The organism is uncultured Marinobacter sp., from assembly GCF_947259545.1.
Lineage (GTDB): Bacteria > Pseudomonadota > Gammaproteobacteria > Pseudomonadales > Oleiphilaceae > Marinobacter.
In genome coordinates this window covers 283,219-310,194 of sequence record NZ_CAMYMK010000009.1, presented here as the reverse complement: position 1 = coordinate 310,194, position 26,976 = coordinate 283,219, and the positions used below count along the sequence as shown (strand labels likewise).

The following is a 26,976-nucleotide window of genomic DNA, read 5'->3' as shown; positions in this document are numbered from 1 at the left end:
GGGCAAAAAGTGAAAACACAAAGGGGGGATATTGTGGATATCCTCCCCCGGGGGGGCGATTTCAGGACGACGCCCGCATCACTGACAGGCTTATGGCCGCAAAGCGCTCCAGCAGGGGTTCAGGCAAGTCGTGCCCCATACCGTCGATCAGTTCCAGGTGAGCATGTGGAATCAGGTATTTTAACTGTTCAGCAGACACCGGACGTACCAGAGGATCGGCCTTACCGTGGATAATGGCCGTCGGAACGCGAATCCGCCGGCTCAGGGACGACAAACTGCCAGTGGCCAGAATCGCCCGGGTCTGACGCAGAATACCCGCCGGGTGGTAGCTGCGGCGGTATTCCCGGATCAGTCGCTCACGGACATTATCCTCCGGCGGCGGGAATGCCGGGCTCTGGATCAGTTTCCAGAAATCCAGGGAGCGGGCAACCACCGATGCTTCATCGTGGCCCTTGGCACCCACACCTGCCAGCCGCCAGATCAGTTTCGTCTTGGGCATCGGCAAACGCGGACTGTTGGTCGACGTCATAATCAACGTGGCGCTGCGCACACGCTCCGGCCACAAGGAAGACACCAACTGACTGATCATGCCACCCATGGACACCCCGACCAGGTGAGCACTTGGCAGATTAAGGGCATCCAGGATTCCAACCGCATCCGCTGCCAGGTCTTTCAGCGTGTAAGGTGCAGGAATCGGCATGCCGATCCTGGAGCGTGCCATCATTGCCACCGGATGGCCCTCCAGCCGATCCTTCAGGTGTGTGGACAGACCGATATCCCGGTTATCAAACCTGATTACGTGATATCCCTCGTCCGCGTATCGGTCCAGCAAAGCCTCCGGCCACAGCGTCATCTGGGCACCCAGCCCCATGATAAACAATACCGGCTCACCCTCGGGATTGCCCCGTGTTTCCACACAGAAAGACAGTCCGTTGGCATCGACAAAACGATGATTCGCCGCATGAGAACCGGTGAGATCGGATTCCGGGCTGGTCTGTGCGACAGCGCTCTGGGACATCGGTATTCCTCGTGATTTAAACCGGGATTGCTTATCAAACAGTACCGCAAATGACGTCAAATCCAATCACTTTGATGACATTCCCCAATGTTCAACGGGCAAATTCCCTGGCCAATCGGTTTACAGACAGAAATATCCGACTAAACTCAATCAGTTATACCCTTACAAGGGGAAAATCATAAAACCGTCTTTGGCAAAAACAGAGGGAGATCCCCATGGAAGCCATTGGAAACTTTGTAAGTGCAGTAAACGGACTGGTCTGGGGCCCCCCCATGCTGGTCATGATCCTCGGCGTGGGGCTTTTCCTCAGCCTTGGCTTGAAAATGATGCCCGTGCTCAAACTGGGCGCGGGTTTCAGGCTGATGTGGAAAGGCCGTTCCGGCGCAGGTGCGGAAAGTGAGGGCGAAATCCCCCCCTTCCAGGCTTTGATGACGGCGCTGTCCGCGACCGTCGGCACCGGTAACATTGCCGGTGTTGCCACCGCTGTCTTCCTGGGTGGCCCGGGAGCCCTGTTCTGGATGTGGCTGACCGCCCTGGTGGGCATGGCCACCAAGTACTCCGAAGCTGTTCTCGCGGTTCGTTTCCGGGAAGTGGACGAGCGCGGCGCTCATGTCGGTGGCCCGATGTACTACATTCGCAACGGGCTGGGGCATAAATGGGCCTGGCTGGGTGTGTTGTTCGCCATTTTCGCCGCCATTGCCGGCTTCGGTATCGGCAATACAGTACAGGCCAACTCGGTCGCGGACGTGCTGAACGCCAACTTTGGCCTGCCTCACTGGATGACCGGGGTGATCCTCATGGTCCTGGTGGGCATGGTATTGATCGGCGGCATCAGGCGTATCGGACACGTCGCCAGTTCGCTGGTTCCGTTGATGGCTATTTCTTACATCTTTGTCGGCCTGATTGCGCTGGCGGTCAACGCCGATCAGATTCCTGCTGCATTCGCCATGGTCTTCAAGCATGCCTTCAGCCCGATCGCTGCCGAAGGGGGCTTTGCCGGCGCCGCCGTCTGGGCCGCCATCCGTTTTGGTGTAGCCCGTGGCATTTTCTCCAATGAAGCCGGCCTGGGTTCCGCACCGATTGCCCATGCCGCCGCGCAGACCAAAAGCCCGATTACCCAGGGCATGGTGGCCATGTTGGGCACCTTTATCGATACCATCATCGTCTGCAGCATCACCGGCCTGGTCATCATTACCTCTGGTGCCTGGAGTTCCGGCGAAACCGGGGCCGCCCTGACCTCACTGGCGTTCGAAAACGGCCTGCCCGGTTTTGGTAACTACGTGGTGGCCATTGCGCTGGCCGTCTTTGCCTTTACCACCATTCTCGGCTGGTCGTTCTACGGGGAGCGATGCGTTGAGTTCCTGTTTGGCGTAAAAGCCATCGTGCCCTACCGGGTGTTGTGGATTCTTGCCATTCCGGTCGGCGCGACCATCAACCTGGGTTTCATCTGGCTGCTGGCGGACACGCTCAACGCCATGATGGCCCTGCCGAACCTGATCGCATTGCTGTTCCTCAGCCCGGTGGTGTTCAAGCTGACTCGTGAGCACTTCGAGAAGGAGAAGGCTCTTGGCGTCAAAAACTGATCCAGCGCTTCAGCGGTCATAAATGACCGCTATAATGTTCTGGTAAGCGATGGATGAGGCAAATCAAGCTCCCTTGTTTTCCTCTCATCCATCACCACTGATTATCGTATAGACTCAAATTGAACACTCCGGCGATTGATCATGCCGGTGACACACTTAAGGTTGTCACGAGCTTCACCGAAGGAGGTTACGCTATGAGTTTACGTCTGGGAGATACCGCACCGGATTTCGAACAGGACTCCACTGAAGGCAAGATCCGCTTTCACGACTGGCTGGGCGACAGCTGGGGGGTTCTGTTTTCCCATCCCGCGGACTTCACACCGGTTTGCACCACCGAACTGGGACTGACCGCCAAGCTCAAAGACGAGTTCGCCAAGCGCGACGTCAAGGTTATCGCGCTGAGCGTGGATCCGGTCGATTCACACCACGAGTGGATCAAGGACATCAACGAAACCCAGGGCTGTTCGGTAAACTTCCCGATCATTGCAGACCATGACCGGAAAGTGTCCGACCTGTATGACATGATCCACCCCAATGCCAACGAAACTCTGACCGTGCGTTCGTTGTTCGTCATCGATCCGGCAAAGAAGGTGAGGCTGATAATCACCTACCCGGCGAGCACCGGTCGTAACTTCAAAGAGCTACTAAGGGTCATTGACTCGCTGCAACTGACCGACAACCACAAGGTGGCAACCCCGGGCAACTGGGAAAGTGGAGGCGATGTGGTCATCGTGCCATCGCTGCAGGACGAAGACGAAATCAAGGAACGCTTCCCGCAGGGTCACCGAGAGGTTCGGTCCTACCTGCGCGTGACACCGGACCCCACATCCAACTGGAGCGGTGACTGATCACCCGCAGCCTATAACGAAAATGCCGGGCAGATGCCCGGCATTTTTCCATAGAGAGTGTACTATCAGAAGGCAGGAACAACCGCACCCTCGTACTGCTCCATGATGAAATCCTTCACTTCGTCAGACTTCAGCGCCTTCGCCAGCTTCTGCATGGCCTCGCTGTCCTTGTTGTCCGGGCGGGCAACCAGAATGTTCACGTAGGGTGACTCGGAACCCTCGATAATCAGCGCATCCTCGGACGGATTCAGGCCCGCTTCCAGTGCGTAGTTGGTGTTGATCAGCGCAACATCCACTTGCCCCAGAATACGCGGCAGAGTCGCGGCTTCCAGCTCCTTGAAGTCCAGGTCTTTCGGGTTGTCGGCAATATCACGGGGTGTCGCGGTGATCTTGCTTTCGTCTTCCAGCGTGACCAGCCCGGCTTTCTGGAGCAGCAGCAGAGCGCGACCACCGTTGGTGGGATCGTTCGGGATGGCCACTACGGCGCCGTCCTGCAGCTCTTCCAGGGAGTCGATCTTGCTGGAGTATGCGCCAAACGGTTCGACGTGAACACCGGTTACGGTAACCAGACTGGTACCACGACCATCATTGAATTCATCAAGGTACGGCTGGTGCTGGAAAAAGTTGGCATCCATCCGCTTCTGATCCACCTGAATGTTCGGCTGGATGTAATCGGTGAATACCTTAACGTCCAACTCAACACCCTGCTCCGCCAGTTGCGGCTTCACAAATTCCAGAATCTCCGCGTGGGGCACCGGGGTAGCCGCAACAGAGAGCGTTTCCGCTGAGGCAGCAGAAGAGAAAGTAGCAACGGCGGCCAGGGCCACCAGGGTTTTCTTGAAGTTCATACGCACGTTCTCCTACGGGAATGTATGGGCAATTAATTCAGCTTGTGAGTACGGCCCACGGTCGGCAACACCTTCCGAAAAACGCCCGTGAATACATCCATGTAGGGCTCGGTCGCGCCATCCCTGGCGCTCCACGTTTTCGGAAGGTGTTGCCGACCGCGCGCCTATATCTGGCTGTGTTGATTTACCTACGGCTGAAATACAAGACGAGCCGGTCGCCGGCCATCTGCAACAGCTGAACGAAAATGACCAGTAGCGCCACAGTAATCACCATGACATCGGTCTGGAACCGTTGATAACCGAAACGAATGGCCAGGTCGCCCAGACCGCCGCCACCAATCACACCGGACATGGCCGCGTAGGACACCAGGGTGATCGCCGTGACGGTAATGCCAGCGATGATGCCCGGCAGCGCTTCCGGCAGCAAGGCACCAAAAATGATCTGGCGAATGTTGGCACCCATCGCCTGAGTAGCCTCAATGATGCCGCGATCCACCTCCCGCAGGGAGGTTTCCACAAGGCGGGCAAAGAAGGGGGCGCCACCCGCCACCAGCGGCGGAATGGCACCGGCGACCCCGAGAGACGTGCCGATCAGCATCACCGTAAACGGAATCATCACAATCAGCAGGATAATGAACGGCACCGAACGCAGCACGTTCACCACGAACGACAGTACCGCATACGCCACCGGCTGCTCCAGCAACTGGCGTTTGCCAAACAGGAACAGCAGCACGCCGATCGGCAGACCGATCAGCACGCTGAACAGCAGCGACATACCCACCATCACCAGGGTGTCCCAACTGGCAACGCCGATTTCCGCCCAGTCCACGTTACTCAGTAAATCTTCCATCAGCGTACCACCTCCACGTGAACTTCTGCGGCTTCCAGTGCTTTCATCGCCACCTCCAGGTCACCACCGACCAGGGAGAGGGTCAGCTGGCCGTAGGGTGTGTCCTTGATGTGGTCAATGCGACCGGAGAGGATGCTGAAATCCACGCCGGATTCCCGCGCTACGCTGCCCAGCAACGGCTTGTAGGTGGACTCACCGCGGAAGGTCAGCCGCAGGATACGTCCGCTGGCCTTTTGCAGGTCCTCCTGCAATTCGTCATGATCGATGTTTTCGCTCTCGAACACGAAATCCCGGGTGGTGGGATGCTGCGGGTGGAGGAACACATCGCTGACCGCTCCCATTTCAACCACTTCACCGGCATCCATGACCGCCACCCGGTCACAGACACGGCGCACCACATCCATCTCGTGGGTGATCAGCACGATGGTCAGCCCCAGCTCGCGGTTGATGTCCGCCAGCAGACGCAACACTGACTGGGTCGTCTGCGGATCGAGGGCGCTGGTGGCTTCATCACACAACAGAATGGTGGGGCGACAGGCCAGGGCGCGGGCAATACCGACCCGCTGTTTCTGGCCACCGGACAGCTGGGAGGGATACTTGTTGGCGTGATCCGTCAGACTGACCCGAGCCAGCAATTCCTCCACCCGCTCGCGAATCTCGGTGCGGGAGTATATGCCTGCCAGCTTCATCGGGAAGGCAATGTTGTCCGCCACCGTCTTCGACGACAGCAGGTTGAAGTGCTGGAAGATCATCCCGACCTTGCGACGGAAGGCCCGCAGTTCGGCGGCGTCGTAGTCGGTGATGTTCTCATCATCAACGAGAATGCGACCACCGGTGGGCGGCTCCAGCAGATTAATCAGGCGAACGAGGGTGGATTTCCCCGCGCCGGAGTGACCGACGATGCCAAACACCTCGCCGGTTTCAATGGTCATACTGGTGGAATGCAATGCAGGGATCGCCCGCCCGCCTACCTGATATGACTTCTGGACCTGGTCAAATACAATCACGGATCAGCCTTGTCAGCGCCTTGTGGGTGCAGTGTTAAAACTGGCCATTATAGCCCAATCGCTTGCCAAACCCGAATTCACGACGCTTGGTAAATCCCCGTACACGTTCTGTTACCGACACTCTCCGGCCCACTGGGCTAAACTCGGGTAATAAAAGAACCGTTCGAGCCTCAGGGCAAGCCAGAGTGAACAAATAACGTGACCACAAAATCCGAGAATCTGCCCTCAAGAATGAACTCTACCCAGGCATGGGTGACCTATCTCAGTAAGGTTGAGCTGCCGGTACTGGCCAACACCCTGAAACGCATCACCGAGTTGACCGACAGTACAAACAGTACCGTCAATGAACTGGCCAACGTGATACTCAATGACGCCCAGCTAACCTCCCAGGTATTGCGGCTTTCCAATACCGTTTTCTACAACCAGACGCGGACCCAGGTCAGCACCGTCAGTCGCGCGATTACCCTGATCGGCTTCGACTCCGTGAAATCCATGGCCATCTCATCGCTGATCGTGGATTCACTGCTGCAACGCAACGACCGGCCACATCTGCTGCGCTGCCTTGCCCGGGCGATTCACTCTGCCGTTCAGGCCCGCTGCCTGACGCCCAGGCGCAACGAAAATGCCCTGGAAGAAGTCTTCATCGGGGCTTTGCTGATGAATATCGGTGAACTGGCGTTCTGGTCCTGCGAAACTGAGCAGGCCACGGAACTGGAACAGCGGTTGCGGCTGGAAGAACCTCCGGTTGAGGCTCAGAAAGCCGTGCTGCACAGCACCTTTACAGAAATTACCCGGGGTCTGGTGGAAGCCTGGGCGCTGGGTCCGTTCATCAAGGATGTGGTCTCCTCCGGCCAGGCCAACTCCATGGCTGCCAGTCTGGTACGTCACTCGGTGGAAATGGCCCGGCTATCGGAAAATGGCTGGCGCGGCGCCGAGATGGACAAGGTGCTGGAACAACTGAGTAAGGACACTGGCGAGACACCGGCTGCCATTCGTGATCAGATCAAGGTCAACGCCGAAGAAGCCGCGAAAGTAGCGGTCTCCCTGGGCATTCCCCAGGTGACGGCACTGATGCCTGGCAGTCAGGAGGGTAACAACCGCCAGTCAGCCCAGGCGCCGGTGATGGATCCGGCCCTGCAATTGCAGATTTTACGAGACCTGACCCTGAGCCTGACGGAGAAACCGGATCTCAATGAAGTCTGCCAGCTGATCATCGAGGGCATTCACCGGGCCATTGGCATGCAACGAGTGGCCTTGTTGATGGCTGACAAAACCGGACAGAATCTGGTTCCCAGGAAAGTCGGCGGACGGGGTACTGAAAACTGGCGCGAGGAGTTTATCATTCCCAGGGATGGTACCGGCCCACTGGGCAACCTGCTTCCCCATGCCAGCTGTGGCATTTTCAGACCCGCCCCCACTGACGGAGGCGTGCCCTATGACCGCTGGCTGGGCAAGGTACCGGCGCTGATCGGCCCGCTGACAGCCAAAGGCCGCCTGGTCGGCCTGTTCTATGCCGACAACGCCGCCGGGGACTATGTCCCGTCGGACGAGCAACTGACGGCGTTCGGTCACTTCGTCCAGAACGCCCAGTTGTGCATTACGCTGCTGGCATCCAACTGACCGCCAGGCTCACCGGCCTCACAGCTCGTACAGTTTGGTGACGTGCAGGATCGGGCCGGTTGGCGCGCCGGTTGGCGAACCACCCCGTGGCTCAAGGCTGATCGCAAGGGTCCGGCTCTGGCTGAGGGTTTCACGGGCTTCATCCGTGAGTTTCACCTGATAGACGTCCCCCACCGGAATCACCCCCAGAGACAGCGGGTTGCCGCTATCCGGCACAATCCATAACTCGTAGTCCTTGCCAGCTTCGGCGGACGTTGCGGCCACAGATCTAAGCCGCAGACGGTTGTCGCGACTGGATTCGCTCACCAGCCACAAGGGATCACTGACATCCGCCTGAACAACCGCACCCGACAGCGTCGGCTCCGGTGCCGGCTGCTGAACCAACAGGACCGCCAGCACCAGAGCCGCCGCCGTTGCGAACAGGCTCCAGACCGGCCAGACCCTGTTTGCCGCCTCCCTTTGAACAGCCGGACGCGTGTCGTCCTGGGGCCAGAGGCGCTGCTGGATCGCCAGCCACACGGATTCCGGAGGCTCACGTTCCGGCACCTGATTGCCCAGCAGACCGAGCTTTTCCTCCCAGTACCAGACTTCCTGCCTGACCCGGCCCGACTCCATCATCCAGCGCTCAAAGCGGCTTCTTGCTTTGCCCTTCAGCGAGCCAAGAACATACTCCGCCGCCAGACTTTCAACTCTTTCCGGTGTCTTTCTCATCGTTCCAGGCACCTCTTCAAGGCCATCAATCCGCGGCGGATCCAGCTTTTGACCGTACCGATGGGCGAACTCAGCGCCTGAGCCAGTTCGTCATGGGTGAACCCCCGGTAGTAGGACAACAGGATACTGTCTCGCTGGACATCGCTGAGTTCATCAAGACAGCCCGTCAACTGCTCGGCACCAGCACGTCGCAATGAATGGTCCAGAGGACCGCTGCGAGGATCCTCCACGTGCTCAAGGTGCTCGTCTCCGGCGGTTCTGCGCACAGTCCTGGCCCTCATCAGATCCAGCGTCCGATACCGGGCAATGGTCAACATCCAGCTCAACGGGGTTCCCCGATCGCTGTGATATTCCCCGGCGTGATGCCAGATCTGCACAAACGCATCCTGCAAGGCTTCCTCAGCCAGTTCCTGCTGACCCGCCAGCTTGTAGCACAGGCCGAACATTCTGGCCGCGATCTTTTCATACAGCCTCTCGAACGCCCGACGATCACTGCGGGCAACAGCCAGCAGCAACGTCATCAATTCTGCCTGTTCTATCTCTGTATTTATCATTGTGATCTTCGCACCTTTTTCTTCCTCTGGCCTTTTGCTTACTACGTTCTCTGGGCCGTTCGGGATGCACCGTCACCCTGTTACACCCATTCAACATTTTTTTGTTAACGACCTGCATCTTTTTTCAAAGTCATGCCGTTTCTCCGTATGCAACACTAACAATAGATGAGGAAAGCGGAATGAACACAGTAATTAAACGCTCCGGCCTCGCTCTCGCGATTGCCGGCATCTGTCTGACAGCAGGCACAGCCTCTGCCTCCAGTCACCGCGAGGCGCCGTTCATCACCGAAGTTCCCAAGGTTGATGGCACCGACTTTTACATGTTCCGAAGCTACGAAAGCGGTCGGGAAAACTTTGTCACCCTGATCGCCAACTACTTGCCGCTTCAGGACGCGTATGGCGGTCCCAACTACTTCGACCTGGACGAGGACGCCATCTACGAGATTCATATCGATAACTCTGGCAACGCCCAGGAAGACATCACCTTCCAGTTCCAGATGCAGGATGTCTTGAACGATATCCAGCTGCCCGTCGGCGGAGAAATGGTCTCCGTGCCGCTGAAGAACATTGGCGACGCCACCGATAATGCCAACGTGCAGATGCGACAGGAGTACACCGTCACCGTTATCCGTGGCGACCGCCGCTCCGGCACACGCCAGGTGGCCACCAACGCGACCACCGGTACGGAAACGTTCGCCAAGCCACTGGATAACATCGGCGGAAAATCCTTCGGTGACTACGAGGCCTACGCCAACCAGCACATCTTTGACATTGCGATTCCCGGATGCGGTAACGAAGGCCGGGTATTCGTGGGTCAGCGCAAAGAAGCGTTTGCGGTGAACCTGGGTGAGATTTTCGACCTGGTAAACACCAACCCGCTCGGCCCACGGAACGGGGAAGGCGCAGGTGACCTGGCGGACAAGAACACCACTTCCTTTGCGCTGGAAGTTCCTACCACCTGTCTGACCGGCAGTGCGCAGACCGCCTCGGGTGACCCGGTTATTGGCGGCTGGACTACCGCCAGCGTACGTCAGGCCCGCGTCATCAATCCGGCACCGACTGCCAACGGCAAGGGTGCGACCGTGGAAGGCGGCGCCTATGCGCAGGTCTCGCGGCTGGGCATGCCTCTGGTCAACGAAGTCGTTATTGGCCTGAAGGACAAGGATGGCTTTAACGCCAGCGAACCCAAGGATGATGGCCAGTTCCTGACCTATGTTACCAACCCGACACTGCCCGAGTTGGTGGAGATCCTCTTTGGTGTGACCGCTCCCAACAACTTCCCGCGGAACGACCTGATCACCGCGTTCCTGACCGGTGTACCGGACCTGAACGGTCCCGACGGTGTCACCGCGTCAGAAATGTTGCGGCTGAACCCGAGCATCGCCACCACGGCACCCGCCTCTCAGAACGACCTGGGCGTCCTCGGTGGGGATAATGCAGGTTTCCCCAACGGCCGTCGTCCGGTTGACGATACCGTCGACATCTCGCTTCGCGTCGCCATGGGTGTGCTGGCAGATCCCGCTGACGCTCCCGATGGTGACCTGGAGTACACCGACGGTGTACAGCTCAACCCGGCGGAGTTGAGGACCACCTTCCCATACCTGGCTACTCCGATTGCCGGTTCACCTAATGACCTTTAAGGGAGGGAAAGCGATGATACTTCGAATAGGTATCACCCTGGTTGCAGTACTTTCACTGGCGGGCTGCTTCGGTGGCTCCGGCAATGGCCAGGGATTAGGTCTGCCGGTTGATTTTACCACCTTCGTGAAGGGTGAGATCAATCAGACAGACAATGACCGCAACGCGGTTGCCATCAACAACCTGGAGTTCAGTTTCAATGACAAGGACAACGAACAGGCATACGACGACCTGTTTTGAATCCTGCGGGCTCCGCCGTCAGTCTGACTCCGACCCTTGGCTGACGGCCCTGAACCCTGCGCTTCGGCGCAGGGCTTTTTCCATCGTCGCGCTGGTCACAGCACTGACCCTGGAAACGGCACTGGCAGCCCCCGCTGCGATTGAAACAGAGTTTGACGACCAGGAAGTTCTGATTTCATTGCCCTCCGAGGCAATCGCACCCGATACACTCCCGGAAACCGCCCCGGCACTTGCGGAACGGGCCCAGAAATATCTGGTTCAGGCACGTTCTCAGGGGGATCCACGTTACCTTGGTTATGCCCAGGCATTATTCGAGCGCTGGCCTGAGAACAGGATGACAGACCGGCTCAGGATCCTTCGCGCCACACTCAACCAGAGCCTTCACCGTTTTGAGCCTGCCCGTGAAGAACTGACCGCTGTTATCAATACACCAAATATTAACCAACGGCTCTCCAGCCAGGCCAGGCTGACTCTGGCAAACCTGGAACTGGTGCAGGGTCACTACAAGTCCGCGCATTCCCACTGCCAGCAATTGGCGAACGAGTTTCCCGGCCTGATTGCAGCAAGCTGCCTGGCCCAGGTGGAAGCGCGAACCGGCAAGGCACAAACAGCTTACCAATCCCTGCTCGCGCTGACCCGCCGATCACCCGCCAGCGACAGCACCAGCCAGACCTGGGCCCTTGGCACCCTGGCCGACATTGCCGCACAACTTGGCAGACCCGAAGCCGAACAACACTGGCGCCAGGTGCTCACCCTCGCGCCAGACGACCTCTACACGCGAGCGCAGCTGGCTGACTGGCTGCTGGAACGAGGGGAAAACGAGGCTGTGATCAAGTTGACCGAGACTTACGAACAGGTCGACTCCCTCGCGGTGCTCCGCGCCATTGCGATGAAGCGCCACAACCATACGGACGCCGGCCGACTTTCCGCCAAGCTGGAAGAACGCTTTAGCGAAGCCCGCTGGCGCGGCACCCTGCTGCATCAGCGGGATCTCGCGCGTTACGCCCTGGACATTGAAGGCGAGGCCGACACCGCCCTGACCCACGCCCTGGCCAACTGGCAGGACCAGCGTGAACCCCTGGACACCCGACTACTGCTCCGCGCGGCACAGTCAGCCGGTAACGACTCGGTACAGGCCGACGTCAGGTCCTGGCTGGACCAGCATGACCAGCGCGATGCCCGCTATCCGGAGGTGCGCTCATGATGGCTGCGTTGCTTCGACTCACTTCCGTCTTTACCGCGCTCCTGGTCTTCGCGCTGCCAGTATGGGCCCACAAGGCCAGTGACAGTTTCATTTATGTGGACCAGACCAAGTCGCAGATCCGCATTGACCTGGCCCTGAGGGATCTTGCCCTGGTGTTGCCCCTGGACAGCAATGGTGACGGGCAGCTCACCGGCGCGGAAGTCCGCACAGGACGGGAGGCCATCACCCGTCTGGTTGATCAGGGCGTGACACTCAGCAACACCAGCGGTATCTGTCAGTTGACCGGCAGGCAATGGGGGCTGTCCCGCCACAGTGACGGCCCATACGCCGCCGGGCTCTACCAGGTTGCATGCCCGGACAGCCTCGCACCGGAGTCCCTCAAATACTCTCTGCTGTTTGAGCAGGACCCCCTGCACCGCGCGCTCGTCAGTGTCACCGACAGCCAGGGCGAACGTCTGAGTGTGCTGGCGCCCGATGACCAGACATTGACACTGATCAACAGCGCGACCACGCTCGGCAACAGTCTGAAACTGTTCGGCACTTTCCTCTCTGAGGGCATCATCCACCTGTTGATCGGCCTCGACCATATCCTGTTCCTGCTGGTGCTGATGCTGCCAGCCACCCTGCCGTTGAAAACCCGCCGGTCTGGAAAGCATTCGGGCCGGGGCCACGATCTGAAACCCCGCCTGCTTGAGCTGGTTGGCGTTGTCACCGCCTTTACCGTAGCTCACTCCTTTACCCTGGCGCTGGCGGCGCTGGAGATCGTGACACTGCCCATTGCCTGGGTGGAAACGGTCATTGCCCTGTCCATCGCCGTTGCTGCGCTGAACGTATTCTGGCCGATCCTCGGCCGCAAGACCTGGAAACTGGCGTTCGGGTTCGGGCTGATTCACGGCTTCGGTTTCGCCAGTGTGCTGGGGAATCTGACGTCCGGAGTGTCACAGACCGTCGTCGCTCTGGCTGGTTTCAACCTGGGCGTGGAGCTGGGTCAACTGGTACTGCTGGTGGTTCTGTTCCCGCTGCTGTACCTGTGCGGGCGGTTCCGGATCTACGAGCGCGCCGCGGTACCCGCGATGCTGCTGATGGCGGGTGCCCTGAGCCTGTACTGGGTGGCTGAGCGCGCAACGGCCATCTAGCAGCCATTGCAAAAACGCCCGGCGGCATCACTGTCGTCGGGCGTTCACCATTACCTGTATTGTTCAGCATGACTCAGTGCAGGGCGCGCATCTGCCTGGGGTAGAGTGCCGCGCTCACTTCCGGCTCTTCCAGCAGATCCGCCAGTTCGCGGTCCACTTCGGTTTCTTCGCCTTCGTCCGGCAATGGCTCGAACAAAGTGCTCAACCACGCCGTCACAGAAGGCGCTTCATCCCGTTTGTAGTCCGTAGACAGCGCCTTGATGCGGCGGAAACCAATGATACGTTGGTGCTTGGGATCCCGGATCTGCTCAAACCCCCGCCAGTAGACGTGGTCCCGGGTGTGTAGCTGCACGAACAGCGTATCGATGGGGTCTGACGGGTCGGCCTCCTCTTCCGTCTTTGCCTCGGCTGCGTCCGCAGCCTCGTTCTCCGGCTTTTTATGGCGAATGGTGGTCCAGGCGGGATAGAGTACCGCCACGGCATCCGCTTCCACATGCTCGCGGGCAGCGCGGAGGATCAACCCCCAGCGGGCCTTATCGGCATCGGTTTCAAGGGAATTGATGGGCAAGTCGTAGCTTTGTTCGCTGGACAGAACGATGGCCATCATCGGGGCATCAAGCTCCCCCATGGCCTCGGCCTGTGCTACAGATACCAGTTCGTCGATTGCCATCGGTTGGTTCATAATACGCTCGCCTCCTCGATGCCATCAGGGTCTGTCAGGAAGACTGAGGCCTTCCTGACTTACAGCATAGCCTGTTCCGCCTATAAAGATAAACGTGGAGTTGGCTATGTCGGATCACAATCCGGAAAATCAACCCTGCCCGCCGGCTAAGGATTTCAGTTGATCCCTTCCTCCAGCCGCTCGTATTGGGAGAACCAGGGATTGGCTTCCTCCAGCTGGGCCGCCAGTTGCAACAGCACCCCCTCGCTGCCATGGGCTCCCCCGAACTGAACACCGACCGGCAGACCAGCCGACGTCCAGTGCAAGGGCACCGACATCGCCGGGGTTCCGGTCAGGTTGGCCAGCTGGGTGAAGGGCGTACGGGCGAGGTTTTCCAGCGCCATCTGATCGACCTGGCCACTCTTGTGCACCAGTTTTCCGGCCTTCAGCGCCAGCATCAGTTTGGCGGCGAATTGCAGGTGCGACGGTGTGTCCAGCTCCCCGATTTTTGCCGGTAGTTGACCAGTGGCCGGGCACAGGTACAGATCGAATTGACCAAAATAGGCCCCCAAAGCGCGGGAAAAGTCGTTCCATTGCTGTCGTCGACTGACGTACTCCGGCAATGGCAGTGTACGACCCAACATGCCAATCAACCGGGTATCCAGCTCGAAATCATCCTCACTGGCACCAAACTCCGTTTTCGCCTTTTCCATCAGTACCGACACTTCGCCAAAATACAGCCCCAGGTAACAGCGGGCCAATGCCATGCCATCGAAGTCGGGGCGGGCATATTCCACGTGGTGGCCGAGGTTTTCCAGCATGCGCGCTGTTTCCTCGACCGCTTCCACACATTCCGGCGCCACTTCGGTCTGATAGGGTGACGACGTAAAAACGCCAATGCGGAGTTTGTCCGGCGCGCGGCGCATCAGATCCGCGTAGGGTTCCGGCGGAGGCGGAATCACGAACGGATCACCGCTCGCTGGTCCGGCCAGCACATCCAACATGGCTGCACTGTCCCGGACGGTGCGGGTGACCACATGGTCCGAGGAAGCGCCGGTCCAGGCCTCCCCCGCAAACGGTCCGGAAGAAATACGGCCGCGGGAAGGTTTGAGCCCGAACAATCCGTTATAGGCTGCCGGGATACGAATAGAGCCTCCGCCGTCATTAGCGCCGGCCATGGGCACAATACCTGCGGCAACCGCGGCACCGGATCCGCCGCTGGAACCACCGGGCGTCAGGCCGGTGTCCCAGGGATTACGGGATGGCCCCCACAGGGTGGATTCTGTCACCGCTTTCAGACCAAACTCCGGGGTGGCCGTGCGTCCCAGGAACAACAAACCTCCCTCACGGGCACGGCGTACGAATTCCGAATCCCTCGGGGCAATATTGTTTTTGAACCCGCGGCTGCCATAGGTGCACGGCTGGCCTTCCTGCTCCTGGGCCAGATCCTTTAACAGCAGGGGCACGCCGGCAAAAGGCGCCTCCTTGTTGTAGGGCTGCTCCAGCGCTTGGGAAAACTGTGGGAAACAAATGGCATTGAGGCTGCCATTGACCTGATCCGCTCGTTCTATCGCAGCCTCACAGACCTCACGGGAAGAGACGTCTCCCCGTCGAATCAGATCGGCCAGAGCCACGGCATCGTATTTTTGGTATTCGGATTGCTTCATCGTTGCTTCCATTTGTTATTCTGATATCTGACGAGTCACGGGTATAACGCTTATGACGACAAGACTCAAGAGTCGCCTTCTGGCTGCCCTGTTTGTCCCGCTGATATTTCTGGCATCCATTGCCAGGGGGGCGGAGTCGGTTGATGACTGGACAGACATCATTCGAAACTCTCCCTATTGGGTCAGTCAGGGCGTCTACGACAACATTGTCACCATCCGGCGCTGGGTGCTGAAGGAATCCGGTTACTGTTCCGACAGCGAGCGACACATCCTGTACAACATGCGCGGGCAGTTCCTCGGCTACATGAACGATGGCGACAACCGTGAAGAAACCCAGCGGCGACTCAATGACACCCGTGCCCGGCTGGTCGCTGAGGGGCGTGCCGATACCTGGGCAGAAGGCAGCGAGGGTACAACAGGCTATCCCTTTGCCCTGGCCTGCGATCAGCCCCACGTCAATCTCGACGAAGCCATGGCACGGTATCTCGGGAACCTGCCCGCCGACCGGGTCTGGGGCGCCTGGGATGACCTCAGCTTCGCCTCCGCTGACGCCCCGCAATCCCTTCACAACGCCTTGCTGTATGTGTACGACACTCGCAAACAGCAACAGAGAATCAGCCTGCCCAGGGATCTGATCCGCTATCTTGGTGGCCAGTTGCTGATTGAAAGTGGTGGTCAACAGCGCGCGCACTCCGCTGCCAATGCCCGCGGTATTCTGCAGCTGTCGCCGGCAGCCCTGAAAGATTGCAGGATCCGGCCCGCAAACTACTGGCATAGACTGGCGCAGATTGATTGTGCCCTGCGCCTGATCAACCAGAACGCAAGCAATCTGCGGCCGGCATTCGAAGAACGCTTTGGCCACCTGCCAAAAGCCAAGCAGGATCGCCTGTTCACCCTGTTGCTGGTACAGGCCTACCACGGTGGCGCCAACCGCGTAGGGACACTGCTGGACGATGACAGCCTGGCAAGACCGGCGGCCTATTTCGCCCAACACCATGACAGTTACACAGCAGGGGATATCGCGTTCGGCATGATCTTCCATAACCTGGGCAGGGACCGGTTCGGACTGGCCTCGCTGTATTATGTGGCGGACGTGCAACTGGCCACTGAAGCCCTGTGCAACCGCCCGAAACTCAAGGACACCGACTTTTGCAACTGACCACCGGTGGAAACGTGTGGAACTGACCCTGATTCCGGAGAGCCTGTCTCCCTACCTTGCGGTTTTCCTGCTACTCGCCTCCGTCATTACGTCCATGATCACGGCCAGTCTGGGGGCCGGTGGTGGCGTACTGTTACTGGTGCTAATGGCCATGTGGGTGCCTCCCGCCGCCATTATCCCGGTACATGGCATGATTCAGCTCGGCTCCAATGCGGGACGCGCCGTCCTGGCCCGCCGCCACACGGACTGGAAAACCATAGCCGCCTTTGCTCCAGGCGTCCTTGTAGGTGCAGGCTTGGGGGCCTGGCTTCTGGTGGATCTGCCAGCCCATCTCTGGCAACTGACCATTGCCCTGTTCGTGCTGTACCTTTGCTGGGGGCCAAGCCTGCCGAAAGGGGCGTTCGGGCCTTTCGGGGTCTTCGTGGCCTCGGGCGTAACCAGTTTCGTGAGTCTGTTCGTGGGTGCCACCGGCCCCCTGGTCGCGGCGTTTATCAAGCAGATGCATACGGAAAGGTTCACCACCGTCGCCACCTTCGCCACCGCCATGTGCCTGCAGCATGCCCCCAAGGCACTGGTGTTTGGTGTCGCCGGATTTGTCTTTCATGAATGGCTGGTGTTCATTCTGGGTATGATTGCCTGTGGCTTTGCCGGCACCTGGATTGGCCTGCACATGCTCAGGACCATGAGCAACCGGCTGTTCAGCCTGGCTTTCAACATTCTGCTGACGATACTTGCACTCAGACTCCTGTGGCAATCTGCCAGCGCAGCCCTGCTTTAATCTGAACGGAGAATCAGGACCCGGGAACCGGCACCACAACAACCTTGTTGCGACCCTGGGCCTTGGCGATGTAGCACCCCTCATCAGCACGGGCCACCACCTCACGGGGACCGGAATCCCCGGACGACAAGCCTGTCAGTCCGATACTGGTGGTCACCCCGAAAGAGCGACCGTCCTGTTCGATACGCATTGCCTGAACGCCGGCGCGGATTTTTTCGGCCAACACTTCGGCTCGGTCCAGACCACAGGCCGGCAGAATAATCCCGAACTCATCGCCGCCCAGACGTGCCACCGTGTCCGTCTGGCGTACGGAGTCCCTGAGCAAATCCGCCAGACGTTTCAGCAGATCATCCCCAAGCAGGTGGCCACCTTCATCATTGATCGGTTTGAAGTAATCCAGGTCAATCAGCATCAACACACTGGCGGATGACTGATCGTTGACCTGGCCAAGACATTTCACCAGTGAGGCGCTAAACGCCCGACGATTCAGTAACTGGGTCAGGCTGTCGTGGGTGGCCTCCCAGGACAATCGCTCCTCCTGGCGGCGGCGTTCGCTGTCGTCCCTCAGCACAAAGACAAGCCGTTCATTTTGCTGGCCTTTACGCAGGTGCAACATGGTCAGATCGATATCATAAATCTGTCCCCGGACGTTACGAAGGGTTACGTACAGGCTTTCAAAGTCCTCACCGGCGAGAAAATCCGTAGCCTGCCACTGACGCTCCTCACTTTCGATGATGGTGCGCTTGAAGAAGTTCTGATCCTCGCAGTTGTCCCCATTACCCAGGAACGAACAGGCAGCACGATTGGCATACCGGATCACACCACCGGTATCCACCATCAGCACGCCTTCCTGCAGCACTCCGAGAATGCTGTCCGCCCGCTGTTGCTCTTCCCGCAGCGCCTGCTGAACTGCCAGCTCATGAGTGATATCGCGCACGACGGTAATGGTCCCCAGGGACCTGTCCGGCGTTTCGATGGCAGCGGTCATCACATCGGCCCAGACTGACCCGCCGGACGTGCCACGCAGCAACCGGAAACGCCCACGGAACACTTCGTGGTTGCGTAAGGCGGAATACCATTTCTCCAGCGCGTTCTCCCGGTCATCCTCATGGACGGCTGCAATCAGATACTTGTGGAGCAATCCGTTACCAGCGCTGCCGGTGATTTTCTCAAACGCGGGGTTCAGAAACTCGATCCGACCCAGCACATCGGTCTGCACGATACCGATGGGGGCACTCTGGGTCAGTGAACGGAAAAACGCTTCCCGCTCAGCCAGCGATGACAAAACCTCATCGCGCTCTTCCATCACCGTATTGAAGGTTTCCGCTACCTGGCGGATTTCACGCACGCCAGTAACATCCACCGGCGTCGTGCGGACCCCCAGGTGCCTTTCGGTAATCTGGCGCCCAAGAACGTCCATCGGCGTCATCAGCCGTCGAAACACCACATAGGCAATGGGGGCCAGCGTAACGATGACCGCCAATAACACCCATAACAGGTTGTCCAGCAGGCGTCCGGCGGGCGCAAACGCTTCTTTGGCGGGCCACACAGCGGCAACGAACCAGGGCACGTGATCCATCTGCTTCACCGCCATGATGGTCTGTTCGTCATCACCATTTTCCGAGGCGAAAACCCCTTCAAATCCGGACATCGCCTGCTGCATAGGGGAACTCCTGGCAGGTACCGGCTCCATCACCGCTCCGGTCCTGCCATGGGCCAGAGTAAATCCTGACTGAGTGGCGACCTTGACATAACCGGTCTTGCCAACGCGCACCCTGCCAACATCCCCCAGAAAATTGTCCGCATCCAGCAAAATGGCGCCCGCGATCATACCTATAAATCGGCCACTACGATCGAAGATTGGAGCGGTCGTCATGATCGCCGGCTTGTCCTGATAGAACGATCGGTAGGGCTGGCTGATAACGGGAGTCAGTTGCTGAGACGTTCTCTTGAAATACTCCCGGCCACTGACATCCCGGCCTTTCTGGGCAAACGCCTCAGGATACTCGGCAAGAATCCTGCCTTCGGCGCCAATCAGGTAAAACCCGTCGAACAGGTGACGCAAGGCAGTCTCACGGCGGATCAGAATGCTGGCGCGAATCTGCAGGATATCCTCGCGCATACTCAAACCGTCGGCGATTTCGGCAAGGATGGCCAGGCGTTCCGCCAGTTTGTCGTCCAGCTCTCCTGCAACGAGACTGGCAATGGTGACGACTTCGGCCTTTGCCTGGGTTTCCAGTTCGCTTTGACTGACCAGCGTACCGGCAATTGTGACGACAAGCGCCGACAGAAAGATAACCAGAATGACGAACGCAACGGCACGATTTACCAGGCTACCCAACCAGCGTTTAATCAGCACAGTGACGCGACTCCGGGCAAACAGAAGCGGGACAACCCGCCCTGCTTTGGTTGGTAAACATGATTACACACAGGTTAGTACATGAGCATTGAGGTAAACGACATAGTTTCAGGATTTTAACAGACCCGACACCGCACCTCAGGTTACAAAACTTGAATATTTAGTGATAATCGTTATTATTTAGATCTATTTTCCTAGCGAGGCACAACCATGTCTGAAGTTCCCCTTGCCAATTCACCGGAACCCCTGGCAACACCGCTCAGTCAGCTGATTGAAATGGGTGGGCCGGTGATGGTGGTTTTGCTTGCACTGGCCGTTGCGGGGGCAGTGACTTTTGTCTATCTGATGCTTTTTGGCACCTTCTACACCCCTCGCCTGACCGGGAAACTTAAAAACGCGATTACCTTTTGGCAAGAAAACCTGTCCAATCAGGCCCCGCAGCGGCTACGCAACCAGGCCACTTTCTGGTCGCGTCTCAATCCCCTGCACCACCTGTTGGCAGACACCATGGAAAACCAGTTGGCTGGCCGTAGCCCACAACAGGTTCGTGAGACTGCAGCCCGGGATGCACAACGATCCCTTGAGCCATTCGAAGCACCATTGAAAATCATCGAGGTGATTGCCGCCCTGGCCCCCCTGCTGGGCCTGCTGGGCACGGTGCTCGGTATGATGGAAGCTTTCAGCGCCATGGCCGCAACCGAAGGACGGGCCAACGCCAGCCAGCTCAGTGGCGGCATTTACGAAGCGCTAACCACCACGGCGGCCGGTCTGGTGGTGGCCATTCCCTTTGCGGCCCTGGCGGCCTGGATCGAGTTCCGCCTGCGCCGGATCCACAAAACCGTCAACGGCGCCCTGGTCAGCGTTCTTGCCGTCGACCCGAACAGCCAGCAAGACACGATTTACTCCGCTGTTGAAGAGACTCCGGAACCGGTAGCCCGCAAACCAGCGCACCCCCCTCGCGAAGTCGCCACAGAGTCCCGGAGCCATCTTGCCCATGCAACTGGTTGATCCGAGGCCGCGCCGCCCGATCCCGATCCGGATAACACCCCTGATCGACGTGGTGTTCATTCTGCTGGTGTTCTTTATGCTCACCAGCCGATTACTGCCGGTGGATTTCCTGGAACTGTCCAACCAGACGGGTGACACCAGCCCCACGACCGGCGAACCGATTCCGGAACTCCGGGTGCTGACGGATGGGCGTCTGGAATGGAAAAACCAAACCCTCACCCTGCCAGAGGTTTTACCCGCTTTGCAGGCGAACGGTGTCCGGGAGGTGAACGTCAGCACCGCACCGGAAACCGGACTTAACCACTTTACCCAGACCCTGAGCAGCCTCAAGGATCAGGGAATTACCGCGCACTGGAAACGGACACCGCTGTCCGGGAGCCGCCCGTGAACGACCTGGTTCCACCGCCGTCGACGTCCGGCAAGACCCTGATGGAGCGCGTAGAAGACGCCCTGCTGCCACTGATCAACCTGGTGTTCCTGTTGCTGATGTTCTTCATCGTGGCAGGACAACTGGCGGATACCCCCTTGCCGGATCTTCCGGCCGCCGCACGGGCTGAAAGCAGGCAACCACCCCACGCCGATCTCATGATCTCTGCGGACAGAGGCTGGCACATCAACGGTGAAACCGTCTCCAGGGAGGCACTGCCGACCCGGCTTCCCGCTCCGGATGAAACCACGCCCCTGAAGATTGCCGCTGGCGAAGACGTGTCCATGTCGGATCTCGAGGACCTGCTCCGGCTGCTGGAGGATAACGGCTACACCGAAGTCATTCTGCTGACGGAGCCCATGCAATAATGGTGGCAAACAGCAAGGTAAGGGGACTGTTTCTGGTACTGGCGGTTTTGATTACCGCAGTTGCGGTGGTTGTTGCGATGCCTCGGAACGTACCGACATTGCCCGCCCTTGGCGAGTCAGCCGTCAATACTGCTCCGGCCATGAAAATCTCCCTTGCGGGAGCGCCCCGTAACGAAGCCCCCAAGGCGGAGCCCGAGGAGCAGCCTGCAGAGCCAGAGCCAGAGCCAGAGCCAGAGCCAGAGCCAGAGCCAGAGCCAGAGCCAGAAATTGTGCCGGATCCCGAACCGGAGCCAGAACCCGTGCCAACACCCGAACCGGTGAAAAAAACCACCCCCGAAAAGGTGGAGGAGCCTGACCTGCCGGAGGCGGAAGAATACGCCGAAAACACTACGGAAGAGACTGCCGAGGACAACAGCGAAAGTCAGCAGGTTGAACTCAATGCTGGCAGCTCCTCGGATGTGGACAATTACCTGTCCAGACTGAGCCGGCATCTGAGCCGCTATTACGACTACCCTCGCCGTGCCCGCCGACTGGGGCAGGAGGGCGCACCGGTGATTATCTTCGAGTTCAGCCGCGACGGCACACTGCTGAGTCACTCCCTGAGAAGCTCATCAGGCCACGACCTGCTGGACGAGGCCGCCATGGACATGCTGGAACAGGCTGCACCGCTGCCCGAAGTGCCTGAATCCATGCACGGCAGGAGCTTCAGTTACGCGCTCCCGGTGCGCTTCCGGCTGCGTTGAAGCCGGGCAACTTATTGCCCGGCCAGCAATCTCTCGCCTGATCTGAAGCGAGCTCTTGCCCAGCCCCCTGGCAGCCAACGGCACCCAAAACCCCAACCATCTGTTTTTTCTCTACTTTTCTGTCCTGGCACAGCTCTTGTTATGACGTAGACCGTCCAGGGAAGAACCCGGGGACATTTATTCATTCACACGTCATGGAGCAGACTATGCCAACTCCTTGTTATATCAGCATCGAAGGCCAGACTCAGGGCAACATCACCGCCGGCGCATTCACGTCCGACTCTGTCGGTAACATCTACGTGGAAGGTCACGAAGACGAAGTGCTGGTTCAGGAATTCAGCCACGTTGTCACCGTTCCGACCGACCCACAGTCCGGTCAGCCTTCCGGTCAGCGCGTCCACAAGCCGTTCAAGTTCACCTCAGCACTGAACAAGGCCACCCCGCTGATGTACAACGCCCTGGCTTCCGGTGAAATGCTGCCGAAGGTGGAGCTGAAGTGGTACCGCACCTCCGTTGAGGGCAAACAGGAGCACTTCTTCTCCACCATCCTGGAAGATGCCACCATCATTGACATCGACTGCAACATGCCTCACTGCCAGGATTCAGACAACGCTGACTTCACCCAGCTGGTCCAGGTATCCCTGTCTTACCGCAAGGTCACCTGGGAGCATGCCGTTGCCGGCACGTCCGGTGCAGACGACTGGCGCTCGCCGATCGAAGCCTGATCGACCACCGGGTACTGCCAGATCAACGGCCAGCTGACGCTGGCCGTTGTTGTTTTTACCACCGCTTGAATTGCGGGTATGATCGAATCTGAACCACCAGCCCCTCGAATGCCACGGCCATATCAGATTCATGAATCCCGAACGCAACACCGCACGATCCATTGGCCAGTTGATGTGCCATACCACCCGGCAGATTCTCTGGGCACCGGCAAGGCAATGGGTAAGCCAACATTCCAGGGGTAGTACCCTGTCATGCCGGGTCGGCTCCGGCCAGGCCACCTACCACCGTTACGATCCCCGCATCAGGCAACATCAGATCACTTATGGTGTTCGCATGATTATGGCCAAACAGCAGGCCGAGACTGCCACGGGCTGGCTCTCCAGCCGGGAAATCCTGCAACGGCGGTATTTCGGTGGTGAACTGACAACACTCAACCTGCTGGCCCACACCTGTTGCCATGAGTTCGCCCATCTGTTGCAACACAGCGCGGGCAAACGCTTTCACGGATCAGTGCACAACCGTCATTTCTACGAGATTCTCGATCAGCTTCATGCAAGCGGGGGCGCAGAAGCCGCGAGGGATTACCTGACCGAACTGGCACGCCAACAAGGGCTTCCATTGCCCCACGAGCCATTTGAGATCGTCCAACCCCAGCAACTGGCTGCTAACTGGCAGGTGGGGGATGCGGTCCGTTTTGGCCATGGCCAAACCCAGCACCATGGCAAGATCATCCGGGTGAACCGGAAGACCTGTACCGTGGCGGGCACGGGCCCTTCGCGGGGAGTTCGCTACCGGGTGCCGGTGTCGTTGTTGGGCACGCCGGACAGTTAACCGGTATGTTCCTCGACCCGGTTTGCGGTTGGGGTGGATTTCTGTTGTTCAACCAGTCCCGTCAATTCCGGTATGCAGGAGCCACAACCAGTACCGCACTGCAGTTGCTCGCCCAACAGATCGACACTGTCAGCACCTTCCTCGATGGCACGACAAATCTGCTTTTCTCCGACCTGGTAACAGCTGCACACCAGTGCACCGATATCTTCGGTGTCGACCGAGCGGGCCGCAAGCAGACAACGACGTGTGGCTTCGTCCAGCTCCTCCATCGTAAAACAGTCGGCGAGCCAGTCCACGGCAGGTAGAAGCGCGGGATCCCGCTCCACCATCAGCACCGCCTCCAGTTTGCCGTGTGACAATCGGGCGGCCCGGAACCGGCCCTGGCGCTGGTCCTGCATTATCAGCTGTGGCTGCCCGCCCAGCCACTCCTGAACCATGTGCGGCCAGTCAACGTTGGTGCGACCGGCCAGCCACCAGCTATCACAGGTCTCCAGGGGCTGCATTGCCCAATAATCAGCCCGCCAGCGCCGGGGCCGGTGCTTACGTACCAACAACCGGCCATGCCAACGAGCGGGCCAGCGGGTCAGTCTGCCCCGTCCATGTTTGGCCTCGGGCTGACCGGAAAGCGGATCGGTAATGCTTCGGGTCAGGGCGGTGGCAACTCCCTCTCCGGTAAACTGTCGATTCCAGTGAATCGGCAGGAAAACCTCACCCTGGCGCTGACCCGGGTTGATGTGGACCCTGCCAACAAACTGCCCCTGATCGCCTTCCAGGGTGGCCAGTCCATTCGCCTCCACACCCAACGTTTCCGCATCCTTCGGGTGAACATCCATAAAGGGTTCGGAACGGTGAGCCAGCAGGCGGGATGCCCGCGCCGTCCGGGTCATGGTGTGCCACTGGTCGCGAATCCGCCCGGTGTTGATAATCAACGGAAATCTGTCATCAGGCTGCACTTCCGGCAACCGGGTCTGGACCGGTACCAGTCGGGCACGTCCATCGACGGTGGCAAAACGACCGTCAGTGAACAGCCTCGAGGTCGAATTATCCGGATGTTCCCGTACCGGCCATTGGGCCGGTTGCAGCGAGTCGTAGGCGCTGTCGCTCAAGCCGGAGAGACCGGAAATATCAAAGGCGCGGCGACCGTCATTCTCGAAGCCGGAGAGTGCCGCGTGCTCGCGAAAGATATCCGCGGGGCCGGAATAGTCGAAGCATCCCCGATGACCCAGGCGTCCGGCGACAGCGGAAAGAATCCACCAGTCCGGCTTCGCCTCTCCCGCCAGGGGCAGGAATCGACGTTGGCGCGAAATGCGACGCTCAGAGTTGGTGACCGTGCCGTCTTTCTCTCCCCACCCCGCGGCGGGCAACAGGATATTGGCGTAGTCGGTTGTATCCGTGTGACGGATGCAGTCGGATACAATCACCGTTGGGCATTTCTCCAGCGCCCTGCGGACCCGGGCGGATTCCGGAAGGCTCACCGCCGGGTTGGTCGCCAGAATCCACAACACCTTGATGTCGCCCCGCTCGACGGCATCAAACAGGTCAACGGCCTTGAGCCCTGGCCCATCGGCGACGGCATCGCACTGCCAGAAGCGGGCGACACGGTCCTTCGCACCTGGCGTGTCGTAGTCCATGTGGGCGGCCAGCGTATTGGCCAGGCCACCGACTTCCCGGCCGCCCATGGCGTTGGGCTGGCCGGTGAGAGAAAAGGGGCAGGCACCGGGCTTGCCAATACGGCCGGTAGCCAGATGGCAGTTGATGATGGTATTGCATTTATCGGCACCGGCGACAGACTGGTTGACCCCCTGGGAAAACGCAGTCACCGTCCGCTGCTCCTCGGCGAACCAGCGATAGAAGGTCTCCACGTCATCTCGGGACAGGTCACAAACCCTGGCAACCGCTTCCACCGAAGGCGCAGCGGCCTTTGCTTCCGCCAGCGTTTCTTCAAACCCGCTGCAATGGTCAGCAACGAATGCCTCATCAATCGCTCCGGATGCCGCCAGCCACACCAGCAGGCCGTTAAACAGGAGGGTGTCGGTCCCCGGCTTCAGGGCCAGATGAAGATCCGCCAGATCACTGGTGGCGGTCCGACGGGGGTCAATGACCACCACCTTCCTGCCCGGACGGGCCGAGGCTTTCATGCGCTGGTAAAGCACCGGATGGGCCCAGGCCGCGTTGCTGCCAGTAAGGACCAGCAGGTCCGCCAGTTCCAGATCCTCATAACAGCCGGGAACCAGGTCGCCGCCAAAGGCCCGTTTGTGAGCCGCCACCGCCGATGACATGCAAAGCCGGGAATTGGTGTCCACATTCGGGGTGCCGATGAACCCTTTCGCCAGCTTGTTGGCCACGTAATAGTCTTCAGTCAGCAGCTGGCCCGACAGGTAAAAGGCAACCGAGGAGGGGCCATGAGTCTCGACCGCTGTGCGGATGGCGTCGGCGACCGTATCGATCGCCTCCGGCCAGGTCACAGTGGTTCCGGCCACTTTCGGTGTCAGCAGCCGGCCATCGTCGCCCAGTGTTTCTCCGAGGCTGGCGCCTTTGACACACAGGCGTCCACCGTTCGCAGGATGTGTCTCGTCACCAGCCACTTCCGGCTTTCCAGCAACAGACGCCACCACGCCACAACCCACACCACAATAGGGGCAGGTGGTTTTTATCTCGTTTTCCTGGTCACTCAGAGGCACCAACATGTCTGCTCCACTGATGAAAGGCCAAACAAAAAAGCCCATCACGATCCCACGCCGACTGACGCTGGAATCGTGATGGGCCTCGTTGCCTGTGCCTGCTCAATACTCTCTGTTTGTGCAGAGTAAGTAGCAAATCAGGGGCCAGGCCAGCAAAGTGCCTGATAACCAAGGGGTTGGCAGAAAAGTGGCCCGCATAACGGCCCCTGGCGGCCACATTGTGGTGCAGATTCGCATCGCCATGCACAGGTGAGAGGCACTGGGCGATTATTCCGGGCCGGCTGTTTCTCTCCGAAAACGTTCTAACTTCC

At 59.1% G+C, this 26,976-nt stretch carries 25 protein-coding genes; 15 read left to right on the top strand and 10 right to left on the bottom strand.

What is annotated here, in order from left to right:
* Positions 1-61: 61 nt before the first annotated feature.
* Positions 62-1,018: an alpha/beta hydrolase gene (locus Q0Y21_RS16130; protein ID WP_297797661.1), complete on the bottom strand. Its 957-nt coding sequence runs from the start codon at positions 1,016-1,018 to the stop codon at positions 62-64.
* A gap of 215 nt (positions 1,019-1,233) precedes the next feature.
* On the opposite strand from Q0Y21_RS16130, the gene Q0Y21_RS16125 reads away from it, so the two are divergent.
* Positions 1,234-2,601 carry a sodium:alanine symporter family protein gene (locus tag Q0Y21_RS16125; RefSeq protein WP_297797659.1) on the top strand — a complete coding sequence of 456 codons (1,368 nt, stop codon included), beginning with the start codon at positions 1,234-1,236 and terminating at the stop codon, positions 2,599-2,601.
* A gap of 194 nt (positions 2,602-2,795) precedes the next feature.
* Positions 2,796-3,449: a peroxiredoxin gene (locus Q0Y21_RS16120; protein ID WP_297797657.1), complete on the top strand. Its 654-nt coding sequence runs from the start codon at positions 2,796-2,798 to the stop codon at positions 3,447-3,449.
* Between the two features lie 65 nt (positions 3,450-3,514).
* Here Q0Y21_RS16120 and Q0Y21_RS16115 read toward each other — a convergent pair whose 3' ends face one another.
* The 3 genes from Q0Y21_RS16115 to Q0Y21_RS16105 all read right to left on the bottom strand — a co-directional run bounded on the left by Q0Y21_RS16115 (position 3,515) and on the right by Q0Y21_RS16105 (position 6,154).
* Complete coding sequence (locus tag Q0Y21_RS16115; RefSeq protein ID WP_297797656.1) at positions 3,515-4,297, bottom strand: MetQ/NlpA family ABC transporter substrate-binding protein; 783 nt, start codon at positions 4,295-4,297, stop codon at positions 3,515-3,517.
* Positions 4,298-4,481: 184 nt separating this feature from the next.
* Positions 4,482-5,147: a methionine ABC transporter permease gene (locus tag Q0Y21_RS16110; RefSeq protein WP_297797654.1), complete on the bottom strand. Its 666-nt coding sequence runs from the start codon at positions 5,145-5,147 to the stop codon at positions 4,482-4,484.
* Complete coding sequence (locus tag Q0Y21_RS16105; RefSeq protein ID WP_297797652.1) at positions 5,147-6,154, bottom strand: methionine ABC transporter ATP-binding protein; 1,008 nt, start codon at positions 6,152-6,154, stop codon at positions 5,147-5,149. The genes Q0Y21_RS16110 and Q0Y21_RS16105 overlap by 1 nt, the downstream gene beginning before the upstream one ends.
* A gap of 198 nt (positions 6,155-6,352) precedes the next feature.
* Between Q0Y21_RS16105 and Q0Y21_RS16100 the strand changes: the two genes are divergently transcribed.
* The gene (locus Q0Y21_RS16100; protein WP_297797649.1) at positions 6,353-7,774 is read left to right on the top strand and encodes an HDOD domain-containing protein; all 1,422 of its coding nucleotides are present in this window, start codon (positions 6,353-6,355) and stop codon (positions 7,772-7,774) included.
* Positions 7,775-7,792: 18 nt separating this feature from the next.
* Here Q0Y21_RS16100 and Q0Y21_RS16095 read toward each other — a convergent pair whose 3' ends face one another.
* Positions 7,793-8,485, bottom strand: a complete 693-nt coding sequence (locus Q0Y21_RS16095; protein ID WP_297797647.1) for an anti-sigma factor — start codon at positions 8,483-8,485, stop codon at positions 7,793-7,795.
* On the bottom strand, positions 8,482-9,039 hold the full coding sequence (locus tag Q0Y21_RS16090; protein ID WP_297797645.1) for a sigma-70 family RNA polymerase sigma factor: 558 nt from the start codon (positions 9,037-9,039) through the stop codon (positions 8,482-8,484). The genes Q0Y21_RS16095 and Q0Y21_RS16090 overlap by 4 nt, the downstream gene beginning before the upstream one ends.
* A gap of 179 nt (positions 9,040-9,218) precedes the next feature.
* On the opposite strand from Q0Y21_RS16090, the gene Q0Y21_RS16085 reads away from it, so the two are divergent.
* The 4 genes from Q0Y21_RS16085 to Q0Y21_RS16070 are packed head-to-tail and all read left to right on the top strand — an operon-like array spanning position 9,219 to position 13,257.
* Positions 9,219-10,679, top strand: coding sequence for a DUF4331 domain-containing protein (locus Q0Y21_RS16085; protein ID WP_297797643.1), 1,461 nt, complete (start codon positions 9,219-9,221; stop codon positions 10,677-10,679).
* 13 nt (positions 10,680-10,692) lie between these two features.
* Positions 10,693-10,917: a hypothetical protein gene (locus tag Q0Y21_RS16080; protein WP_297797641.1), complete on the top strand. Its 225-nt coding sequence runs from the start codon at positions 10,693-10,695 to the stop codon at positions 10,915-10,917.
* Positions 10,877-12,121: a hypothetical protein gene (locus Q0Y21_RS16075; RefSeq protein WP_297797639.1), complete on the top strand. Its 1,245-nt coding sequence runs from the start codon at positions 10,877-10,879 to the stop codon at positions 12,119-12,121. Before Q0Y21_RS16080 ends, Q0Y21_RS16075 begins: the two co-directional genes overlap by 41 nt.
* Positions 12,118-13,257, top strand: coding sequence for a HupE/UreJ family protein (locus Q0Y21_RS16070; RefSeq protein WP_297797637.1), 1,140 nt, complete (start codon positions 12,118-12,120; stop codon positions 13,255-13,257). Before Q0Y21_RS16075 ends, Q0Y21_RS16070 begins: the two co-directional genes overlap by 4 nt.
* A gap of 73 nt (positions 13,258-13,330) precedes the next feature.
* Here Q0Y21_RS16070 and Q0Y21_RS16065 read toward each other — a convergent pair whose 3' ends face one another.
* Positions 13,331-13,939 (bottom strand): hypothetical protein, encoded by a 609-nt coding sequence (locus Q0Y21_RS16065; protein ID WP_297797635.1) that lies wholly within the window; start codon positions 13,937-13,939, stop codon positions 13,331-13,333.
* Positions 13,940-14,094: 155 nt separating this feature from the next.
* On the bottom strand, positions 14,095-15,585 hold the full coding sequence (locus tag Q0Y21_RS16060) for an amidase family protein (RefSeq protein WP_297797633.1): 1,491 nt from the start codon (positions 15,583-15,585) through the stop codon (positions 14,095-14,097).
* A gap of 52 nt (positions 15,586-15,637) precedes the next feature.
* Between Q0Y21_RS16060 and Q0Y21_RS16055 the strand changes: the two genes are divergently transcribed.
* Together Q0Y21_RS16055 and Q0Y21_RS16050 are read left to right on the top strand one after the other, a co-directional pair.
* Positions 15,638-16,744, top strand: a complete 1,107-nt coding sequence (locus tag Q0Y21_RS16055; protein WP_297797632.1) for a hypothetical protein — start codon at positions 15,638-15,640, stop codon at positions 16,742-16,744.
* A gap of 16 nt (positions 16,745-16,760) precedes the next feature.
* A complete protein-coding gene (locus Q0Y21_RS16050) occupies positions 16,761-17,522 on the top strand; it encodes a sulfite exporter TauE/SafE family protein (protein ID WP_297797630.1) in 762 nt (253 codons plus the stop codon).
* Positions 17,523-17,535: 13 nt separating this feature from the next.
* Here the strand turns inward: Q0Y21_RS16050 and Q0Y21_RS16045 are convergent, their stop codons facing one another.
* Positions 17,536-19,881 (bottom strand): diguanylate cyclase, encoded by a 2,346-nt coding sequence (locus tag Q0Y21_RS16045; protein ID WP_366517694.1) that lies wholly within the window; start codon positions 19,879-19,881, stop codon positions 17,536-17,538.
* Positions 19,882-20,091: 210 nt separating this feature from the next.
* On the opposite strand from Q0Y21_RS16045, the gene Q0Y21_RS16040 reads away from it, so the two are divergent.
* From Q0Y21_RS16040 to Q0Y21_RS16015, 6 genes are all read left to right on the top strand, one after another.
* Positions 20,092-20,889, top strand: coding sequence for a MotA/TolQ/ExbB proton channel family protein (locus Q0Y21_RS16040; protein WP_297797628.1), 798 nt, complete (start codon positions 20,092-20,094; stop codon positions 20,887-20,889).
* On the top strand, positions 20,876-21,277 hold the full coding sequence (locus tag Q0Y21_RS16035) for a biopolymer transporter ExbD (protein WP_297797626.1): 402 nt from the start codon (positions 20,876-20,878) through the stop codon (positions 21,275-21,277). The genes Q0Y21_RS16040 and Q0Y21_RS16035 overlap by 14 nt, the downstream gene beginning before the upstream one ends.
* Positions 21,274-21,684, top strand: coding sequence for a biopolymer transporter ExbD (locus Q0Y21_RS16030; RefSeq protein WP_297797624.1), 411 nt, complete (start codon positions 21,274-21,276; stop codon positions 21,682-21,684). Before Q0Y21_RS16035 ends, Q0Y21_RS16030 begins: the two co-directional genes overlap by 4 nt.
* Entirely contained in the window at positions 21,684-22,427 is a 744-nt protein-coding gene (locus Q0Y21_RS16025; RefSeq protein ID WP_297797622.1) for a TonB family protein, read from the top strand. Before Q0Y21_RS16030 ends, Q0Y21_RS16025 begins: the two co-directional genes overlap by 1 nt.
* Before the next feature lie 206 nt (positions 22,428-22,633).
* Positions 22,634-23,152 carry an Hcp family type VI secretion system effector gene (locus Q0Y21_RS16020; protein ID WP_297797620.1) on the top strand — a complete coding sequence of 173 codons (519 nt, stop codon included), beginning with the start codon at positions 22,634-22,636 and terminating at the stop codon, positions 23,150-23,152.
* A gap of 130 nt (positions 23,153-23,282) precedes the next feature.
* Positions 23,283-23,984 carry a hypothetical protein gene (locus tag Q0Y21_RS16015; protein WP_297797618.1) on the top strand — a complete coding sequence of 234 codons (702 nt, stop codon included), beginning with the start codon at positions 23,283-23,285 and terminating at the stop codon, positions 23,982-23,984.
* Here Q0Y21_RS16015 and Q0Y21_RS16010 read toward each other — a convergent pair.
* A complete protein-coding gene (locus Q0Y21_RS16010; RefSeq protein ID WP_297797616.1) occupies positions 23,981-26,671 on the bottom strand; it encodes a nitrate reductase in 2,691 nt (896 codons plus the stop codon). The genes Q0Y21_RS16015 and Q0Y21_RS16010 overlap by 4 nt on opposite strands.
* Between the last annotated feature and the right edge of the window lie 305 nt (positions 26,672-26,976).

Coding starts and splice junctions, on each gene's coding strand:
- Q0Y21_RS16130 (WP_297797661.1), bottom strand. CDS start 1,018: ATGTCCCAGAGCGCTGTCGCACAGACCAGCCCGGAATCCGATCTCACC.
- Q0Y21_RS16125 (WP_297797659.1), top strand. CDS start 1,234: ATGGAAGCCATTGGAAACTTTGTAAGTGCAGTAAACGGACTGGTCTGG.
- Q0Y21_RS16120 (WP_297797657.1), top strand. CDS start 2,796: ATGAGTTTACGTCTGGGAGATACCGCACCGGATTTCGAACAGGACTCC.
- Q0Y21_RS16115 (WP_297797656.1), bottom strand. CDS start 4,297: ATGAACTTCAAGAAAACCCTGGTGGCCCTGGCCGCCGTTGCTACTTTC.
- Q0Y21_RS16110 (WP_297797654.1), bottom strand. CDS start 5,147: ATGGAAGATTTACTGAGTAACGTGGACTGGGCGGAAATCGGCGTTGCC.
- Q0Y21_RS16095 (WP_297797647.1), bottom strand. CDS start 8,485: ATGAGAAAGACACCGGAAAGAGTTGAAAGTCTGGCGGCGGAGTATGTT.
- Q0Y21_RS16090 (WP_297797645.1), bottom strand. CDS start 9,039: ATGATAAATACAGAGATAGAACAGGCAGAATTGATGACGTTGCTGCTG.
- Q0Y21_RS16085 (WP_297797643.1), top strand. CDS start 9,219: ATGAACACAGTAATTAAACGCTCCGGCCTCGCTCTCGCGATTGCCGGC.
- Q0Y21_RS16080 (WP_297797641.1), top strand. CDS start 10,693: ATGATACTTCGAATAGGTATCACCCTGGTTGCAGTACTTTCACTGGCG.
- Q0Y21_RS16075 (WP_297797639.1), top strand. CDS start 10,877: ATGACAAGGACAACGAACAGGCATACGACGACCTGTTTTGAATCCTGC.
- Q0Y21_RS16070 (WP_297797637.1), top strand. CDS start 12,118: ATGATGGCTGCGTTGCTTCGACTCACTTCCGTCTTTACCGCGCTCCTG.
- Q0Y21_RS16065 (WP_297797635.1), bottom strand. CDS start 13,939: ATGAACCAACCGATGGCAATCGACGAACTGGTATCTGTAGCACAGGCC.
- Q0Y21_RS16060 (WP_297797633.1), bottom strand. CDS start 15,585: ATGAAGCAATCCGAATACCAAAAATACGATGCCGTGGCTCTGGCCGAT.
- Q0Y21_RS16055 (WP_297797632.1), top strand. CDS start 15,638: ATGACGACAAGACTCAAGAGTCGCCTTCTGGCTGCCCTGTTTGTCCCG.
- Q0Y21_RS16040 (WP_297797628.1), top strand. CDS start 20,092: ATGTCTGAAGTTCCCCTTGCCAATTCACCGGAACCCCTGGCAACACCG.
- Q0Y21_RS16035 (WP_297797626.1), top strand. CDS start 20,876: ATGCAACTGGTTGATCCGAGGCCGCGCCGCCCGATCCCGATCCGGATA.
- Q0Y21_RS16025 (WP_297797622.1), top strand. CDS start 21,684: ATGGTGGCAAACAGCAAGGTAAGGGGACTGTTTCTGGTACTGGCGGTT.
- Q0Y21_RS16020 (WP_297797620.1), top strand. CDS start 22,634: ATGCCAACTCCTTGTTATATCAGCATCGAAGGCCAGACTCAGGGCAAC.
- Q0Y21_RS16015 (WP_297797618.1), top strand. CDS start 23,283: ATGAATCCCGAACGCAACACCGCACGATCCATTGGCCAGTTGATGTGC.
- Q0Y21_RS16010 (WP_297797616.1), bottom strand. CDS start 26,671: ATGTTGGTGCCTCTGAGTGACCAGGAAAACGAGATAAAAACCACCTGC.